Here is a 14,154-nt window from a genome sequence, read left to right as displayed (position 1 = left end):
TGCAAATTCCTCAAGTACACGCATCGATTCTTCGCCGCGTTTTATGTTGGCTTTAAATACATCCGCTACGGTGCCGCGCCTTTTCTCGCTTTTTATGCTCAGTTTTCCTATATCGCCATCCGAGTCCCTGAATTGCATAATGGCCTTTTTGTCGCCGCCAAGCCCTTTTAAAGCCGAGGATGCCCTATGCCTGATCGATTTGAAGTGCTCGGTAGCCGGCCTATCATCAAGTATGAACCTTGCTATATCTTCGCAGACCCGAAGCCCTTCTGTCAGCCTGTTTGTATTCGCGTCTATTATCCGCGCTATTCTGCCGGTAAGCGGTTTCTTCATTGGGAACGCTTGATTTTCCTTAGAAGTCCGGAGGTGGAATAGCCCTTGACGAAATCTACGGAATAGACCTTCCCGCCCTTAGACATCACATGACCGGCGCCTACTACCATACATTTTTTCCAATCCCCGCCTTTTACGAGTATATCGGGCGATATTCTCTTTATTGCCTTCTCCGGAGTGGTTTCATTAAAAAAAGTTACGAAATCGACCGGCCGCAATGCGGCTATAATAAGAGCCCGGTCATTCTGCTTGGTGACCGGACGTTTTTGCCCTTTTATCTTTTTTACCGACGCATCCGTATTAAGCGCGACGATCAGCACATCTCCCAGAGACTTTGCTTTTTCGAGAAGCCTGACATGCCCCTTATGCAAAATATCAAAGCAGCCGTTAGTAAAAACGATTTTTCTGCCCTTTTTCTTTAAGGGTTTCAGCGCTCTGATCAGTTTGGGGAGAGATTTAATTCTATTTTTTGGCGTCATCTTTATCAGTAAAAGCCTCTTCAACCAATTGGGCTATTATGTGGCCTATAAGAATATGGGTTTCCTGAATGCGAGCGGTGTCGTTCGATGCCACTATTATCACAACATCGCACAATTTTGCAAGCGCACCGCCGCCCTTGCCTGTAAGCGCAATGGTTTTTACGCCTTTTTGCTTCGCTTCTTTGACAGCCTCTATTACGTTTTTAGCGTTACCGCTTGTTGAAATTGCTATGGCGACATCATTTTTATTGCCTAAAGCCTCGATCTGCCGCTTGAAAGAAATGTCATAGCCGTAATCATTGGATAGTGCCGTCAGAATAGAAGTATTCGTAGTAAGGGCCACGGCCGGTAAGGCCCGCCGCTCCGCGCGGAACCTGCCGACAAATTCCGCAGCTATGTGCTGGCTGTCAGCGGCACTTCCACCGTTTCCGAAAAGAAGTATCTTGCCGCCACGAGATATGCAATCCACTATCACGGAAACGGTCTTTTCCAAATTGGACAGCTCTTTTTCAAGAAGCCGTTTTTTAACCTCAATGCTCGAGTTGATTATCTCTTCTATATTTTTTTTCATAGCGGTTTTATCCTAGGAATATTTTGGCAACATCGTATAAGCCCATATCCACCGTCTTTAGTTTTCCTACGGCTTTTTCAAGCGGCACATCTATAATGTCGACGCCGCTAAGGCTTACCATTCTTCCGAATTTCTTCTTTTTGATCAATTCCACAGCCGCAACGCCAAAACGGGCTCCAAGCACTCTGTCAAACGCTGTGGGCGATCCGCCTCTTTGTATGTGGCCTAGCACCGTTACCCTTGTCTCGAATCCGGTCATCTTTTCAATCTGGTCGCTTAAGACCTGCCCTATACCTCCGAGTCGGACATGGCCAAAGGTATCCAGTTTTTCTTCCTGTATGACCATGCTGTCATCTTTGAATTTTGCGCCTTCGGCGACGACTACGATGCTGAAATTTTTTCCGCGTTTTTTTCGGTTCTCGAGTAAGGTGACCACTTCGTTTATATCTATGGGTATTTCGGGGATAAGTATGACATCGGCACCTCCGGCAATCCCGGCATATACCGCGATCCATCCGGCATGACGGCCCATGACCTCAACCACCATTATGCGGTGATGACTTTCTGCCGTGGTATGCAGCCTGTCTATTGCTTCCGTAGCGATATTTACTGCGGTGTCAAAGCCGAACGTGAAGTCAGTAGCTGATAAATCATTATCAATAGTTTTTGGCACGGCCACTACATTAAGTCCTTCTCTGTGAAGCTTATTGGCAACGCCCAACGTATCCTCTCCGCCAATCGCAATAAGCGCATCCAGTTTAAGCTCTTTGAAGTTTTGAATGCATTTTGCGGGACCGCCTTCTTTTTTGTAAGGGTTTGTCCTGCTCGTTCCCAGTATGGTGCCGCCACGATGGAGTATGCCCGAGACAGAATTCAGATCAAGTTTTACATGCTCTTTTGTCAGCATACCTTGCCATCCGTCTAATAGCCCGATTACTTCGTATTTGTTATCTTTCAGGGCAGCCCTTACCACCCCTCTTATTACGGGGTTTATGCCGGGACAATCTCCGCCTCCTGTTAATACGCCTATTTTCTCCATTTAACTTCTCCTTTTTAAGTATTTCCGTATTCTATTCCGCGAAAGAGAGTCCTCTTATCATCCCTTCCGCGCGCCTTCTGATTCTTCGCCTCGGGCGATTCAGCGGGCACAATCTTAGCGATATGTATTTTTACATTTATAGCTTCTTCAATGCCGAGCATCTCTTGGATTTTATTCTTGAGCATACCTTGTATCTTCTCGGTTACTTCCGGTATGTTGGTATCCGAGTAGATGACCGCGCGGTTTATTACATTTATCCCTTTTTTACCTGCCGTAACATTCGCGCGCAGTTCCTTTACTTCCGGCATGTGGTCCGATGTCCGCCGTATGAAGTCTTCTATAGCGGAAAGCGATATTGTAACCTGGCCGCTGGGGTTCTCAAATGCGATGGTCTTTTCTCTTTGCATGGTTCCCAATGCGACCTGCAGCGCCACAATGCTGTACATGATTATTAAAAGCCCGACCAAGCCGATACTTATCCTGAGATTCATGTTATTGTACAGGTATTCCATGGCGCGCTCAAAATCGTTTATCGGTACCCTGTTCAGAACCAGGAGAATAAGCCCGCATCCTATTGCCAAAAATACGACCGTGTAGAAAAACATAGTAAATCCGCTGAATATTCTCATTTTGCCCACCCTCCTTCTCTATTTTCTCAAGTGCATCCCGATTATGTTTACGGTTACATTGATAACGTTAAGTCCTGTCATGTACTCAACAGCTTTTTTTACGTTCTCCTGCACGGCGGAGGCGGCGTCCGTTATATTGACTCCGTATTCAACCGTAAGATTCAATTTTATACTCAATTCAGTATTGCCGCGAAAATCAAGCCGGGCTCCCATAGCGGACGTTTTGCCTGTCAAGGTGCTCCACATATCCCGTATACGGCCCTTTTGCAGTTCGTGCACACCTTGCACCTCGGTCGCAGCTTTTATGGCAATGTTTTTTATGACTTCATTATCTAGCCGTATATCTCCCAATTGTATGTTGTCATATCCAGGATATCCCGTATTCATGTTTTGGATTCCTCCTCTAAACCGCTCAAGAAATCAGTGGCAATATCACCCTTAACAAACATAGGATTATTGAAGATATTCCTAAGAAGCGGTATCGTTGTTTTTATTGGCTTTATTTTGTATTCCTCGAGAGCCCGTTTCATTATATCTATCGCCTCTTTCCGCGTCCTTCCGTGGGTTATGAGCTTGCCTATCATCGAGTCGTAGTAAGGTGATACCTCGAACCCGGAGTGGACATGCGTGTCCAGGCGTACGCCCCTGCCGCCCGGCGCTTCATATTCGGTTATTTTGCCGGGAGAGGGCATGAAATTATTGTCAGGGTCTTCTGCGTATATGCGCGATTCGATTGCCCACCCGTTTAGTTTAATATCTTCCTGTTTTATCGTAAGGTGTTTTCCGTTAGCAATGGCTATTTGCTCTTTTATAAGGTCAATACCCGTGACCATCTCGGTTACCGGATGCTCCACCTGTATCCTTGTATTCATTTCCATAAAATAGAACTCGCCACTTTTGTCCAGTAGAAATTCTATAGTTCCGGCGCTATAATAGTTTACGCTTTTGGCGGCCTTTACAGCTAGTTCGCCCATCTTTTTTCTCAGTTTTTCGTTTACGGCAAGCGAGGGCGTCTCCTCGATCAGTTTTTGATGGCGCCTTTGTATAGTACAGTCACGTTCTCCCAGATATACTATATGGCCGTATTGGTCCCCTAAAAGCTGTATTTCAATATGGCGGGGTTTTTCTATGTATTTTTCTATGTAAATATCAGGGTTTCCAAAAGCGACTTCCGCTTCGCGTTGTGCCGTAAGAATAGCGCTTACCAACCGCACATCGTTGTGGCATATTCGCATGCCGCGCCCGCCGCCGCCCGCCGCCGCTTTAACGATAACAGGATATTTTAGCTTATTGGAGACTTTGAGGGCATCTTCTTTTGTCTTTATTACCTTGTCTGTTCCGGGCACTACCGGCAAGCCGACGCGCCTGACGGTGTTTTTTGCCGCCAGCTTATCTCCCATCAGCCTTATGCTCTCAGGGGAGGGCCCTATGAATTTTATTTGGCACGACTGGCATATTTCGGCAAAGTGAGCGTCTTCGGCAAGGAATCCGTAACCGGGATGTATTGCCTCGACGTCCGTAATCTCAGCGGCGCTTATAATGGACGGTATATTAAGATAGCTTTTGGCGCTTGGCGCCGGCCCTATACATACGGCTTCATCGGCAAGCTTAACGTGCGGGGATTCAGCGTCTGCTTCCGAATAGACCGCTACAGTCTTTATACCCATTTCTTTACACGCGCGGATTATCCTGAGCGCTATTTCCCCGCGATTTGCTATCAGTATCTTAGAAAACATGCGATCTCCTTATACCGGTTCGACTAGAAACAATGTTTGACTAAACTCGACCGGATCGGCATTTTCTACTAGAACAGCGGCTACCTTGCCCTTTATCTCTGATTTGATTTCATTCATGAGCTTCATGGCCTCAATTATGCATACTACCTGGCCGAGCGCCACATTGTCGCCCACCTTGACAAAAGGAGGGGCGTCCGGAGAAGGTGACGCATAGAATGTCCCGACCATCGGCGATTTTATTTCCAGATTTTTGGATTTCACAAGTGCCGCTGCTTGTTCCGACTGCATTTGCCGGACGCTCGACGCCGGGATCGCTTTTTCTGCCCCTCTATCCAGCACGCTCGTCTCAATCATGCCCTCGCGTCCCTTCACGAGCCGTATCTTGAGTCCGTCTTTTTCCAGCTCTATCTCTGTCAACCCGTTATCGTTCATAAGATTTATGACTTCTTTGATTTCTTTTATATTCATAAACACCCCTTTAAAATTTATGCTCGGCCTGTGTATTTTCCGGTACGGGTATCTACAGTTATAATTTCCCCGTTCTCTATAAATAACGGCACCTGGACTGTGGCGCCGGTCTCTATTTTGGCGCTCTTTGTGCCGGCTTTTACGGTATCTCCTCTTACGCCCGGCTCTGTTTCTACAATCTTAAATTTTAAAAATAAGGGCAGCTTTACGCTCAACACCTTGGCGTCATGTATCTGGGCGGTAATCTGCACATTTTCCTTTAAATACTTTGCCGCTTCTCCGACTGTTGCCTCCGGAAGCGCTGTCTGCTCGTAAGTCTCGTTGTCCATAAAATGATACAGGCCGTCGTAATACATGTAATGGTAGTCTCTTTCCTCGATAAATATCTCCTCTATGAGATCAGCTGGGCGAAAGGTCCGGTCGATAGTATTTCCCGTCCTGATGCTTTTTAACTTAGACCTGACAAAGGCGCCTCCTTTGCCCGGCTTGTAATGTTGCGAATTCACAACAATATACAACTCACCATCCCATTTTATAAATATGCCGCCTCTTAATTCATTTATCGATATCATGAGTCAAAGTCCTGCAACCTTTCTTTGTCACTAAAACCGTATCTTCCAACCTTAGCCCGCCGCAGCCGGGTATGTATATGCCGGGCTCTACTGTGAAGACCATTCCCTCGCGCAACAAACCTGTGTTTCTAGCGCTTATTGTGGGCTTCTCGTGGACCTCAAGTCCGATACCATGGCCCAGGGAATGGCCGAAAAACCGGCCAAAACCTTCGCCGGCAATATATTGCCTGGCAGCGCTGTCCACATCGGATATCCTTGCGCCAGGCCGTATTATGTCCATTGCCCTCTTCTGGGCTTCCAGTAATATTTGATATAATGCCGTAAATTTAGTGTTCATTTTACCCAATGGCAATACCCTTGTCAAGTCGGAATTATAACCGTTATATTTGGCTCCCAAATCTACAAGAATGGGTTTGTCTTTTCCTAACTTTTTAGCTTTGGCGCTATAATGCGGCTCGGACGCACCCGGCTGAGTCGCTACTATAGGCTCAAATGCTGCGCCCTCAGCGCCTTGTCTGATAAAAGATTCTTTTATGCGCAGCACTACTTCTCGCTCGGTAATATTCGGACTGAGAACGCGTTTTACCTCTTTTAACGCTTCCTTCGTAATGGCAAACGCCCGCTTTATCGTATCAATCTCGCCAGAATCTTTTATTTCCCTGAGCGACTCCAAAAGATCGGTACACGGACGAAGCGCCTTATTTCTAAGGGCGAGCTTTATATTTTTATACTGTAAGAAAGTCAGCGAAGAGGCTTCAAATCCAACCTTCTTAGTTCTACTCTTTTCCAGCACCGCGGATATGGCTTGGGAAAAGGTATTAAGTTTACTACCCAGGATTATTAATTCAAATCCTTTCACCTTATTGCCGGCGGCTTCCGCATACCTGAAGTCCGTTATGGCGAATTTCTTTTTCGGGCTTACTACAAGTATGATGCTATCCGAGAGAAAAGACGTTAAATAAAATATATTTTCAGGCTTGCTGACAATAAAGGCATCGAGCCCATCTTTTTTCATCCTTCTTGTAAGCTCTGAAATCCTTCTTTGGCAGTGCATTATTCGACCTTCTTCGCCCGTTAACGGGGTTTACACATCTCTGCCGCGGCCTCAAGCCCTAACAAGTAGCTCGCCGGGCCGAATCCGGATACCGTGCCCTTGACTACGGGTGAAATGAGTGATTTTTGCCTGAACTCTTCGCGCGCATAGATGTTTGATAGATGCACCTCGATGACGGGAAGCTTTACGGCACTTATAGCATCCCTTATTGCAACGCTCGTATGTGTGTACGCCGCGGGATTGATGACTATCGCGCTGAAAATACCTTCCGACTTACCTATCCTGTCAACTATCTCGCCCTCGTGGTTTGACTGGAAGGCTTCTACGTCTACTCCAAGCGACTTCGCTTTCTCGGATATAGCGGTATTAATGGTTTTTAAATCGGTTTTTCCGTAGATATCCGTTTCACGTTTGCCTAAAAGGTCTAAATTCGGTCCGTGTATCACAAGGATCTTTGCCATCGCCGCCTCTCTTCCTTGCCGACTATTGTTGTTCGATTATGGTTCGACTTCGCTCGCCACGCTACGAACCATCCTGAGCTTGTCGAAGGGTGGTTTCCTGTATCTTGGTTATCGTTTCTATATTAAGCTTGTAATGGCCCATGAACATATATGCGATACCGCCGAGTAATGCCGCCAACAAGACCAATCCCAGCCATAAAAAGGCTATAGCGCCTGCGGCACTCTCGCCTATAAAGGGCTTGAGCATAAATACTATTGACATCTCCCGGGGGCCTACGCCGTTTATTGAGGGCAGCATGCTTACTATTGAAGAGACGGGCATGACCAGAAGAGTGAGCCTCAGAGGTATGTAGGACTTAATGCCGAGTGCAAGAAAATATGCCGCCGAAAAAGCAACAATCTGCCCAATTGCCGAGAGCACAAAACAATCGAATATCTCTCTTTTGTGGTTTTTGTAATTGTGCAAGGCGTTATAAACGTTCTTTATTTCATTCTTTATTTTGGCAGGTATTAAAAACATTATCGGAAGCGAAAAGTTCTTCGCCAGTTTTTTATTGAACAATACCAACATTAACAAAAGGCTGCCCGCTATAAGTATAGCTAATAACCATGTCAGGCGGAACCCCGATGTATCTTTTGTTAAAATAAGGGCTGTCAGCGCAATAAGGAATATGGTAAACATGCCCAGGAACCTGTCTATAAATACAGATGTGTAAGCTTGTGTGGCTCGCTTGGCTTCTTTCGAGATGTAAAATGCCTTCACTATATCGCCGCCAACCGATGTGGGAAGAAAACTCGAGAAAAAGCACCCGACAAGATTTAGACGAAATACATCCACGGTCGCCATCTTGATTCCCTGTAAGGCAAGCAGAATGCGCAGCCTAAAAGAGGTTATTAGCATAGCCGCTAGATACACCAACGCGCTTAATATGAATAGGGAGGGCGAAGCGCGCTTCAAAGTGGCCATCATTCCCGGCAGGCTGTCTCGCATGATATAGATAAGGGCAAATATTAATCCAATGCTGACAAGTGCCCTAAAAAGCGAAGAGATCCATGTTTTTGCATTCATAAAATTAGTATATTATATTACAGTGTTTAATAGAGCAATTAATATAGCATAAAGTTTCGCAGGAGTCAATATCAAATGGGGCAAGCGGGCTAAGCCTATTTTTCGGGGATCTTTTTAACCTCGCCCGGTGAGGATTCAGGCAGTTCTATTTTTAACAACCTGTCGCTTATCTTTACCAGATGTCCTTCGCCCTCCTTGTAGGCGGATTTGGCATTGTCTATGTGCCGTCCCACCTTGCCGAAGTCATCAGAAAACCTATCAAATTCTCCTCTTATCCGCGCAAGATGCTGCATTATGTCTTTTGCGCGGCGCTCTATGGTCATACCCTTCAGGCCGAGCAGTATAACCATGAGATAAGCATAAAAACTGCTGGGAGAGACAGGTATCACCTTTTTTGATGTTGCGTATTGGAATACGCCGGTCTCGTTACCTAAGTTTTCGTCTTTTATTATGGTTTCATAGTATACGTTCTCCGCCGGTATATACATAAGCGCAAAATCAAGAGTCCCCTCATCCGGCAATATATACTTTTCGGATATCTTTTTTATGTGGTTTTTAACATCCGTTATAAAACATTTTCTGAAAGCTTCTCTTTCCTTATCCTCCTTCGCGCTGAGTATTCTTTTAAAATTATCTAACGGAAATTTGGCGTCTACCGGAACCATGCCCCCGGCAAGGCGTATTATGGCGTCAACTCTTTCTTTACTCTTGAATTCATATTCAAGCGCATAATACTCCTTCGGCAATATCTGCTTTAAGAGATCCTCCAAAAAATACTGCCCTATACCGCCGCGTATCTTCGGTGCCCGAAGGATATCCTGCAGGCTTGATATGTCCTTGCCTATTTCAAAAATCCGCCTGCTAGATTCTTCTACGCGCCCTAATAATTCTTTAACATCGCCTACTACCCGTGTCGTATTATCCAGCCGGGTGCCTATATGATGGTCTCTTTCCTGCGTAAGGCGCGAATTATCCACAAAATGCGCCCTCAAATTGTCGTTTATCTCCTTTAACTGCTCAGAAACGGTAGAATTTATCATTTTTATATGCCTGGAGAAGGCATAGATAGTAAGAAAAAGAACCGCGCACACTCCCGCAAGTATTAAAAATAAGGTAAAATTCATGATCTTATAATTTCCCCGATTTTGCTGTATACTTCATTCGTAATTCGTAGAGTATATTGTCCATAAAGCTGAGCTCTTCTTTGGTGAGACTACTTTGGGTTTTATCTTTGAGCATTGCGATGGTATCGATAACGTATTTTGCCTGGTCCAGGTTTATCTCTTTTTTGTGAGTAAGCGGGCTGTCGATCTCGCCCAGTAGAATTAGCGCCTGCATAGACAAGCTCGAAATAAAAAGGCCGAAGTCAGGCACCATCGCTTTTTTATCGTTATCCTGTTCATTATTCATGGCCGCACCCCTAATTTCTTTTTGATTTCCGGAAGTTTCTCGACGGCTGCTCGTTCGCCGCTTTCGATAGCCGTCATCGCTTTGTCAAAAGCGAGCTGATCTATGCCTATCAGGTCAGGCCGTATTATTATGTCGGCCTGTTTTGCCTGGTGACGGTTTAGTTCATCGCCCATAATCTGGTATGTCTGAAATATTACGGAAAAAATACTTTTTATTTCTCCCACGTTTACACAGAAGCCCACATCAACAGCTACCACTATATCGGCGCCCATCTGACGGGCAATGCTTACCGGTACCGTATTTACTATGCCGCCGTCAACTAATAATCGCCCTCCGATGCGCTGCGGCACGAATATTCCCGGGTACGAACAGCTCACCCTTACCGCATCGCACAACGGCCCTTCTGTAAATACGACCTCCTCGCCGTTTTCTATGTCGGTCGCTACTATCGCAAGGGGTATCTTAAGGTCTGAAAATGTGTTGTCTCCCAGCATAGATTTTATTATGCCGTATATTTTGTTGCCCTTTATGATACCCATTGTAGGAGGTATGGTGAAATCGAGGTTTTCCGCGGCCTTGAACTTTAATGCCATCTTCTCGGCGCCTTCAATATCATTGCCAAGGGCATAATTCGCCCCGATAAAAGCGCCTATGCTCGTCCCTACTACAAGATCAAATTTTATGTTCTCGATTTGAAGTACTTTGAGTACGCCTATGTGGGCCATTCCGCGCGCGGACCCCCCGCCCAGAACCAGCGCCACTTTTTTCTTTTTGAATATAGAGGCTATTTTATTTCCTATGCTCATTTTATTATTACACCTCCGTAGCCGACGACGGATGCGTAATCGCCGGACACCTCGCCGCTTGTTTTATAATCTACCAATTCGGCCGTTTTAGCCCCGAGATATTTCGAGGCCGAAAGCATCACGATTACCGGCGCTATTCCGCACATGGAGATATCCATGCCGGCGACTTTTTCGGCCAATTTATTTTCGTCAAGTTCCAATATGGACGCGAGCGCCGCCTTGTCTTTTTTTTCGGCAGCCTCCTGCGCTTCGTAATGAGTCATATCGCTCGACGCTATGATAGAAAAATTTACTCCCTCCGTTTTTGCCATTTCCGCAATATCTTTTCCGGCCCGCTTTAGATTCACCATATCCGTACTGCTTATGATAATGGGCAGTATCTTAAAATCTTTCATCAAATACTGCAGAAACGGTATCTGGACTTCTATGGAATGTTCATAGGCATGCGCCGCTTCATCGGCTTCAAAAAGATCCGAATTTTGTATAAGCCGCTTCGCCATATCATAATCAACGTCAACAAGCCCGAGCGGCGTGCGCCATTTACCTTCGGGAAATACGCTGAATGCCATTCCGCGTCCCGTATGATTGGGCCCAATAATTATGAACGTCTTCCGATCAGGCAATCTTGATAGCACCTTACCCGCTACGCCTCCGGAGTAGATATATCCGGCATGAGGGGAGATCGCGCCAATTACATTTTCCTTTTTCGCTTTTTCCGTAAGGCCCGATAGCATTTTTTCGAGTTCCGATTTTGTGTCCGGGTAAAATTGTCCGGCGACGACAGGTTCCCGTATTACCGACATTCTATTCTCCGTATAATTGCTTTAGGCGCTTAATAGCGATTTGTATATCTTCTCTTTGGGCCGGCGCATGCGGCTCTAAAATCTTTATTACATTTTTGTTTAAAAACGGCTTTAAAATAGAAAAATCGAAATCGCCCGTAAAGGGCGCGTTATGGTCGTCTATAACTCCCTTTACGTCGTGCAAATGGACTCCTAAAAGCCGATGCGCGAATTTGTTAAGATAATCCTCGTGACGCAGAAGTTTTAAATTTTCGTATATCTGGGCATGGCCGGTATCATGCCAGTAAGATATATCCGGGTCTTTAAACATATCGAATATCGCGTCAAAATCCTCTATAGAAGGCAGCTCCCGAAAATAGAACCTGTTTTCAAGCCCGATCTTTATCCCTGCCTTTTTCGAATAGGCAAGCAGTTCTTTTATGCTTTCAAGAAGGCAGTCCAGGTAACCCTTCTTCAAGGCACCTTCTCTTTCTTCCTGCATGGCGGATATCAATGCCCTGGGATCTATGCCGTCCTCAATGGCCTTTCCGAGCTCTCGGGTTCTATCCTTTATGTCCAGTCTGCCCGCGTGAACCACTACCGCTTTTGCCTTTAGGCGGCAGGCGGTATCTATAGTATGCTTGGTCTCAGAAACGGCCATTTTTCTTTCGGCCGCATCGAGAGATGCCAGCGAATAATAGTCGGGCGATGCATCTTTTATCGCAACGAACTGAGGAACAGGGCAAAAATTGTGTACGCTTGCGACTTTTACAAAACCTTCATCAACAAGCCTGCCGACTTCATCCACCATCTCTTTTGTCAGCTTGAAGTTCAGCTCTACCGAATCTACACCTATCGCTTTTATTTCTTCGATCATGGACCTCGCATTGCTGTGCCTTGCGTAATTCCATGATGTGGATATTCCGAACACGATCCTATTCCCCGTTCCCTTCCTTGCCGTATATGGTCACTATAAGGCGGTCATCGGTGTTAAAATACTGATTGATCACCCTCTTGATCTGGCCCGGGGTAATGGCTGATATTTTGTCTTTATATGTTTCGAAATTGTTGTAACCCAAGCCATACAGCTCATCAAGGGCCATTTTTAAGTTAATGGACGCATTTTCCTCAATGTCGGTTATGTTTTTGGCAATAAGGTAACGCTTTGCGGCATCGAGCTCTTTTTCCGGTATTGATTCGGTCTTTAATCTTTTAATTTCTTTAAGGATGGCGTCTTTGGCCACGCTTATATTTTTGGCTGACGTAATAACATAGAAAATATGGCATCCGGGATCTACGCCCGGCATAAAAATAGACCCGAGTGAATAAGAAACACCTAAGCGACTCCGCACGTTATTAAAAAGACGTCCGTCAGAACCTGACATTATGGAGTCTATTACTTCGAAAGCATACCTGTCGGGGTCGGTTATCTTTACCGCAGGAAACCCGATCAGTATTATTGACTGCTCCCGTTCCATCGAGCTCTTTATATCATCTCTCGTTTTTGCGTTTAGGCTGACAGGTATATCGGGCAGCTTTGTATCGGCCTGTTTCGCGGAGCCGAACTCTTTTTTAACCTCCGCAATAAAAGCTTCCTTATCAATGTCGCCTGTAGCCGTAATCACCATAAGTGAAGGCTGGGTAAAAGAGTCGTAATAATTCAGGATACCATCCTTATTGATAGCCTCTACAGTCTCGGCATGCCCAAGGACCGGCCGGCTGTAAGGGCTGTCTTTGAAAAAGTTTTCCCTGAAAAGAAGGAGGCCGTATTCCACTATGCTGTCGTCGCGCTCCTTTATTGCCGCCAGGGCAAGTGCCTTTTCTTTATCTATCTTGATTTCGTCAAATACCGGATGCTTTATGACATCGCTTAGTATCTCAAGTGCGTTTTTCCAATCACTTGAGGCAAAGTTCAAAGTTATGCCGAAGCTGTTCATGCCGCTTATGCTGTGTATGCTACCGCCAAGGGATTCTATAGCGGCCTTGATTTCTTCTTCATTGCGCTCGGAAGTTCCGTCGAGCATAAGACGCGACGCCAGGTTCGATATGCCGTTACAATCCTTACTTTCGAATCGGACACCGCCAAGAAACATCGCCGATATAGTGCATATAGGAAGCGAGTGATCTTCGCATATTATTACGCGTACGCCGCTCGGTAATGCCTGATGCGTTATATTGCGGACATTGTTTTCCATTTTTCCGCCTACAGGCGTTTCGTTTTCGGAGCCGAAACCTTCCGGCATAATGAGCGCTACATTGAGCTTACTTTCATCCAAATAAATACCGGCGGCGGTTTTAATATCTTCAGTACTTACGCTATTCAATCTTTCAAGGTATTTTTGCGAAAAATTATAATCATTCGTCAGGGCCTCGCTTGAAATAAGGTCCATTCCCCTTCCCTGGGCCGTTTGTAAAGATTCAAGGAAATCCACGGCGGCCATTTTCTTAGCCTTTTCTAAATCCGCGCGCGCCACACCGTCTTTCTTTATGCCCTCAAGTATCTTTAATATTTCGGAAATAGCGAGCGCTACATTACCGCTTTCTGCTATGAAAGATATGAAAAATAAACCGTTTCGGCGCAAAGTGGAGTTATAACAAGATATAAAATATGCGAGCTTCTTATTATCTCGGAGTTCTTTGGTGAGGATCGAACCCTCCCCGCTCGCCAAAATAGTAGCAAGCACGTCAAGGGCATAGAGCGAAGGATCATTTATGGAGACACTTCTATACGATAGGGCGGCGTGA

Annotated in this window: 18 protein-coding genes; all 18 read right to left on the bottom strand. The window is 45.7% G+C overall.

Annotation, left to right across the window (positions count from 1 at the left end):
• The coding region (locus tag KKI13_01760; GenBank protein MBU4487776.1) for a hypothetical protein at window positions 1–333 on the bottom strand (333 nt) is incomplete at its 3' end.
• Entirely contained in the window at window positions 330–812 is a 483-nt protein-coding gene (rfaE2, locus tag KKI13_01755) for a D-glycero-beta-D-manno-heptose 1-phosphate adenylyltransferase (GenBank protein ID MBU4487775.1), read from the bottom strand. The genes KKI13_01760 and rfaE2, both read right to left, overlap by 4 nt.
• Complete coding sequence (locus KKI13_01750; GenBank protein ID MBU4487774.1) at window positions 796–1,383, bottom strand: D-sedoheptulose 7-phosphate isomerase; 588 nt, start codon at window positions 1,381–1,383, stop codon at window positions 796–798. Before KKI13_01750 ends, rfaE2 begins: the two co-directional genes overlap by 17 nt.
• A 7-nt stretch (window positions 1,384–1,390) precedes the next feature.
• Window positions 1,391–2,422, bottom strand: coding sequence for a 6-phosphofructokinase (locus tag KKI13_01745; GenBank protein MBU4487773.1), 1,032 nt, complete (start codon window positions 2,420–2,422; stop codon window positions 1,391–1,393).
• 14 nt (window positions 2,423–2,436) lie between these two features.
• Window positions 2,437–3,051 (bottom strand): alkaline shock response membrane anchor protein AmaP, encoded by a 615-nt coding sequence (gene amaP / locus KKI13_01740; protein ID MBU4487772.1) that lies wholly within the window; start codon window positions 3,049–3,051, stop codon window positions 2,437–2,439.
• Between the two features lie 18 nt (window positions 3,052–3,069).
• Window positions 3,070–3,438, bottom strand: a complete 369-nt coding sequence (locus KKI13_01735; GenBank protein ID MBU4487771.1) for an Asp23/Gls24 family envelope stress response protein — start codon at window positions 3,436–3,438, stop codon at window positions 3,070–3,072.
• The gene (accC, locus tag KKI13_01730) at window positions 3,435–4,787 is read right to left on the bottom strand and encodes an acetyl-CoA carboxylase biotin carboxylase subunit (protein ID MBU4487770.1); all 1,353 of its coding nucleotides are present in this window, start codon (window positions 4,785–4,787) and stop codon (window positions 3,435–3,437) included. The genes KKI13_01735 and accC overlap by 4 nt, the downstream gene beginning before the upstream one ends.
• Window positions 4,788–4,796: 9 nt before the next feature.
• The gene (accB, locus tag KKI13_01725; protein MBU4487769.1) at window positions 4,797–5,255 is read right to left on the bottom strand and encodes an acetyl-CoA carboxylase biotin carboxyl carrier protein; all 459 of its coding nucleotides are present in this window, start codon (window positions 5,253–5,255) and stop codon (window positions 4,797–4,799) included.
• Window positions 5,256–5,272: 17 nt separating this feature from the next.
• Complete coding sequence (gene efp / locus KKI13_01720) at window positions 5,273–5,827, bottom strand: elongation factor P (GenBank protein MBU4487768.1); 555 nt, start codon at window positions 5,825–5,827, stop codon at window positions 5,273–5,275.
• Window positions 5,811–6,881, bottom strand: a complete 1,071-nt coding sequence (locus KKI13_01715) for a Xaa-Pro peptidase family protein (protein ID MBU4487767.1) — start codon at window positions 6,879–6,881, stop codon at window positions 5,811–5,813. Before KKI13_01715 ends, efp begins: the two co-directional genes overlap by 17 nt.
• Window positions 6,882–6,901: 20 nt before the next feature.
• Window positions 6,902–7,342, bottom strand: a complete 441-nt coding sequence (gene aroQ, locus KKI13_01710) for a type II 3-dehydroquinate dehydratase (protein ID MBU4487766.1) — start codon at window positions 7,340–7,342, stop codon at window positions 6,902–6,904.
• 61 nt (window positions 7,343–7,403) lie between these two features.
• Window positions 7,404–8,411, bottom strand: coding sequence for a flippase-like domain-containing protein (locus KKI13_01705; GenBank protein MBU4487765.1), 1,008 nt, complete (start codon window positions 8,409–8,411; stop codon window positions 7,404–7,406).
• A gap of 95 nt (window positions 8,412–8,506) precedes the next feature.
• A complete protein-coding gene (locus KKI13_01700) occupies window positions 8,507–9,535 on the bottom strand; it encodes a DNA recombination protein RmuC (GenBank protein MBU4487764.1) in 1,029 nt (342 codons plus the stop codon).
• Window positions 9,536–9,539: 4 nt separating this feature from the next.
• Complete coding sequence (locus tag KKI13_01695; GenBank protein ID MBU4487763.1) at window positions 9,540–9,821, bottom strand: DUF1844 domain-containing protein; 282 nt, start codon at window positions 9,819–9,821, stop codon at window positions 9,540–9,542.
• Window positions 9,818–10,627 carry a patatin-like phospholipase family protein gene (locus KKI13_01690; protein ID MBU4487762.1) on the bottom strand — a complete coding sequence of 270 codons (810 nt, stop codon included), beginning with the start codon at window positions 10,625–10,627 and terminating at the stop codon, window positions 9,818–9,820. The genes KKI13_01695 and KKI13_01690 overlap by 4 nt, the downstream gene beginning before the upstream one ends.
• Window positions 10,624–11,430, bottom strand: a complete 807-nt coding sequence (amrB, locus tag KKI13_01685; protein MBU4487761.1) for an AmmeMemoRadiSam system protein B — start codon at window positions 11,428–11,430, stop codon at window positions 10,624–10,626. Before amrB ends, KKI13_01690 begins: the two co-directional genes overlap by 4 nt.
• Window position 11,431: 1 nt before the next feature.
• Window positions 11,432–12,286 carry a sugar phosphate isomerase/epimerase gene (locus KKI13_01680; protein MBU4487760.1) on the bottom strand — a complete coding sequence of 285 codons (855 nt, stop codon included), beginning with the start codon at window positions 12,284–12,286 and terminating at the stop codon, window positions 11,432–11,434.
• Between the two features lie 58 nt (window positions 12,287–12,344).
• The coding region (locus KKI13_01675) for an insulinase family protein (GenBank protein ID MBU4487759.1) at window positions 12,345–14,154 on the bottom strand (1,810 nt) is incomplete at its 5' end.

Source organism: Candidatus Omnitrophota bacterium (assembly GCA_018894435.1).
In the GTDB taxonomy this organism is placed as follows: Bacteria; Omnitrophota; Gorgyraeia; order JAHIPI01; family JAHIPI01; genus JAHIPI01.
Note: the sequence above shows the minus strand (reverse complement) of the source record. Positions and strands in the feature narration are given on the sequence as shown.

Bases quoted from the DNA above. Each gene is read 5' to 3' on its own strand.
- KKI13_01705 (MBU4487765.1), bottom strand. From the start codon at position 8,411: ATGAATGCAAAAACATGGATCTCTTCGCTTTTTAGGGCACTTGTCAGC.
- aroQ (MBU4487766.1), bottom strand. From the start codon at position 7,342: ATGGCAAAGATCCTTGTGATACACGGACCGAATTTAGACCTTTTAGGC.
- accC (MBU4487770.1), bottom strand. From the start codon at position 4,787: ATGTTTTCTAAGATACTGATAGCAAATCGCGGGGAAATAGCGCTCAGG.
- efp (MBU4487768.1), bottom strand. From the start codon at position 5,827: ATGATATCGATAAATGAATTAAGAGGCGGCATATTTATAAAATGGGAT.
- KKI13_01750 (MBU4487774.1), bottom strand. From the start codon at position 1,383: ATGAAAAAAAATATAGAAGAGATAATCAACTCGAGCATTGAGGTTAAA.
- rfaE2 (MBU4487775.1), bottom strand. From the start codon at position 812: ATGACGCCAAAAAATAGAATTAAATCTCTCCCCAAACTGATCAGAGCG.
- amaP (MBU4487772.1), bottom strand. From the start codon at position 3,051: ATGAGAATATTCAGCGGATTTACTATGTTTTTCTACACGGTCGTATTT.
- amrB (MBU4487761.1), bottom strand. From the start codon at position 11,430: ATGTCGGTAATACGGGAACCTGTCGTCGCCGGACAATTTTACCCGGAC.
- KKI13_01680 (MBU4487760.1), bottom strand. From the start codon at position 12,286: ATGATCGAAGAAATAAAAGCGATAGGTGTAGATTCGGTAGAGCTGAAC.
- KKI13_01735 (MBU4487771.1), bottom strand. From the start codon at position 3,438: ATGAATACGGGATATCCTGGATATGACAACATACAATTGGGAGATATA.
- KKI13_01715 (MBU4487767.1), bottom strand. From the start codon at position 6,881: ATGCACTGCCAAAGAAGGATTTCAGAGCTTACAAGAAGGATGAAAAAA.
- accB (MBU4487769.1), bottom strand. From the start codon at position 5,255: ATGAATATAAAAGAAATCAAAGAAGTCATAAATCTTATGAACGATAAC.
- KKI13_01745 (MBU4487773.1), bottom strand. From the start codon at position 2,422: ATGGAGAAAATAGGCGTATTAACAGGAGGCGGAGATTGTCCCGGCATA.
- KKI13_01700 (MBU4487764.1), bottom strand. From the start codon at position 9,535: ATGAATTTTACCTTATTTTTAATACTTGCGGGAGTGTGCGCGGTTCTT.
- KKI13_01690 (MBU4487762.1), bottom strand. From the start codon at position 10,627: ATGAGCATAGGAAATAAAATAGCCTCTATATTCAAAAAGAAAAAAGTG.
- KKI13_01695 (MBU4487763.1), bottom strand. From the start codon at position 9,821: ATGAATAATGAACAGGATAACGATAAAAAAGCGATGGTGCCTGACTTC.